Origin of the sequence: Saccharospirillum impatiens DSM 12546, from assembly GCF_000423605.1 — a bacterium.
GTDB classification, from domain to species: Bacteria; Pseudomonadota; Gammaproteobacteria; order Pseudomonadales; family Natronospirillaceae; genus Saccharospirillum; species Saccharospirillum impatiens.
Window position 1 is genome coordinate 1 of sequence record NZ_AUIH01000130.1, and the last position, 2,218, is coordinate 2,218.

Genomic DNA, 2,218 nt, shown 5'->3' on the forward strand with positions numbered 1-2,218 from the left:
GGAGTGAGGTTTGAAGGAACTCTGCATCCGGATGTAGAAACTCGTTTAAAGGTGAGAGGTAAAGAAGGGTCGAGACCGAAAAATTGAAGTGTTTGGCCCAAAATGTCGATTTTCAGGCACAGCAAAACCTCAGGGTGCCCTGATCGTTAATTTTGAAAGGGTAAGCTAGGTTAAGTAGGTAGCAGCTGCCAGCCCCGGTGTCCGCTGATACCCTAGCCGGTGACACTGAGCTTTAATCGAAAGAACGGTGCCGACGATACCTTTAAACTGACTCTCGAAGTGCTGGGTGTTGTAGACCCAATGCTCAGCGTCGATATTTAGGCGTTCGAGAATGGGTGGAGTCTGTTGGTCGATACTTCCGCGCTTGTCTGGTCGAATCTGTCTGCCTGTCCAGTCAACCAGTTCCAGGTAGTCCTGTAGGCATGTCCTGGCGGGGGTATCCTACAAATGGAAACAACGGTTTTGGCTGCGCTGGCTCGGCCGTTTCAGGTTCGGTTTGAGCCGTATCAATTCGTTCTTTTATCGACGTATAGTCGGAATCCTCAGGACTGTCCGTCATCTGCGCTCGAATGGGGTTTAAGTCGACATAAGCCAAGCAAGTCACCAGGGCTTCCTCATCCAGCAGTGCCTGGGACTTGAACCGGCCCTCCCACCAATTTGTCTGGAACAAATTGGCGCAGCGAATAGCTGCCGCGTAGCGGTGGAAACCACGGATGGTTTTCATAATTATCGGCCGGTGCAGACATCCTCTGCGTTGGCCTGACGTGCGATGTCTTCGTTCAAGGCTCGCATGAACCAGCTGATCGACATCAGACGTTCACGCCATTCTGTTACCAGTTCTAAGAGAACTTTAAGTTGCTCTTCATACAAGTCTTTACCGGCCAGATATTCATGGCTCAGAAAATTACCCGCATAGAGCGTGTGCCAGCGCTGAATGACTTCGGTATCCGACCAGGCGTTGGCTTTCTCTGAGTTGATATGAAGCACAATGTGGTAATGGTTGGACATGACGGCATAGGCGCAGATATCGAGCGCATACACTTTGGCCAGTGTTAGCATACGTTGCTCAATCCAGCCACGACGGTGTTCGTAGTCATTGCCGGAGTGTTCATCGCGCCCGCATAGAAACGCACGGCGTACACACCTGGAAGTACAGTGATAGTAGGGTGTCGCTTCCAGAGCGATCTGGCTTTTCCTTGAACGTGGCATAGTGTCTTACCCTGACGGCCCGTTTTTATGATGCTGTATAAGGTACTGTATGCGCTTCTGATGGTCAAGCCTTCGCGTGGGTGTCCACGTTAAGAAAGCAATGACGACATCGAGAAGTTCTACCGTGATCAATTAAGCTGAACTTTACTATTTAGCTGGAATTAATTGACCGTATATTCAGGACTGCTAATTGGGAAACGCAAACTTGGTCACATATTTATTTTCTACTATAGCGACAAGTTGTGGTCACTGGATAAACAAGTTAGCCTCACGAATGCAGTTATATGCCCGATTATCAATAAGGAGATTAGGAAATGGCAATTCCAGCATATTTATGGCTAGAAGATGAGCAAGGAGTCTCTGTTCAAGGCTCGGTTAATGTAGCAGAGAGAGAAGGCTCAATTGAAGTATTGGAATTTAATCACTCTATCTACATTCCCACAGACAATGATACAGGTGAGCTTACCGGAACTCGCAAACATGGTGCTGTCACTTTGGTCAAAGCATTCGACGCTTCTTCTCCATACTTATTTAAAGCCTGTTGTAACGGTCAAAGGATGAAGAAGGCCACATTAAAGTGGTATAAGATAGATGACTCAGGCCAAGAAGTTGAGTATTACCAGCATGAACTCGAAGGGGTTAAGATCAACTCTTTCTCCCCCAGAATGGCCAACACAAAAGATCTTGCTCAGGAGAAAATCCCCCACATTGAGAGCGTTTCCCTGAGATATGAAAAGATTACTCATACCTTTTTGGATGGCAATGTAAGTCACTCAGATTCATGGAATGAAGGAAGGTAACAAGCATTAAAAAGGGGGAGAGTGCCCCCGGCCAAAAAAAGAGTACCTAAGGGATTGCAAGAAATGGCGGCTACAGAACTTCAAGCTAAGATCACCATCGCTAAAATCATACAATTGTAAGCGTCCAACCGAACCACGTTTACTCTGCGTTTCTTCTCTGTAGCGGCAGCAACTCATCAAGGCGGCTGTTGGGCCAGGTAGGCAGTTTT

Annotated in this window: 3 protein-coding genes; 1 reads left to right on the forward strand and 2 read right to left on the reverse strand. The window is 47.5% G+C overall.

The window, feature by feature from the left end:
- Window positions 1–394: 394 nt before the first annotated feature.
- Together G565_RS27360 and G565_RS27365 are read right to left on the reverse strand one after the other, a co-directional pair.
- Entirely contained in the window at window positions 395–724 is a 330-nt protein-coding gene (locus G565_RS27360) for a hypothetical protein (protein WP_028672517.1), read from the reverse strand.
- A 2-nt stretch (window positions 725–726) separates the two neighbouring features.
- A complete protein-coding gene (locus G565_RS27365; protein ID WP_211227245.1) occupies window positions 727–1,209 on the reverse strand; it encodes a transposase in 483 nt (160 codons plus the stop codon).
- 314 nt (window positions 1,210–1,523) lie between these two features.
- On the opposite strand from G565_RS27365, the gene G565_RS0120785 reads away from it, so the two are divergent.
- Window positions 1,524–2,009 (forward strand): Hcp family type VI secretion system effector, encoded by a 486-nt coding sequence (locus tag G565_RS0120785; protein WP_028672519.1) that lies wholly within the window; start codon window positions 1,524–1,526, stop codon window positions 2,007–2,009.
- Window positions 2,010–2,218 lie beyond the last annotated feature (209 nt).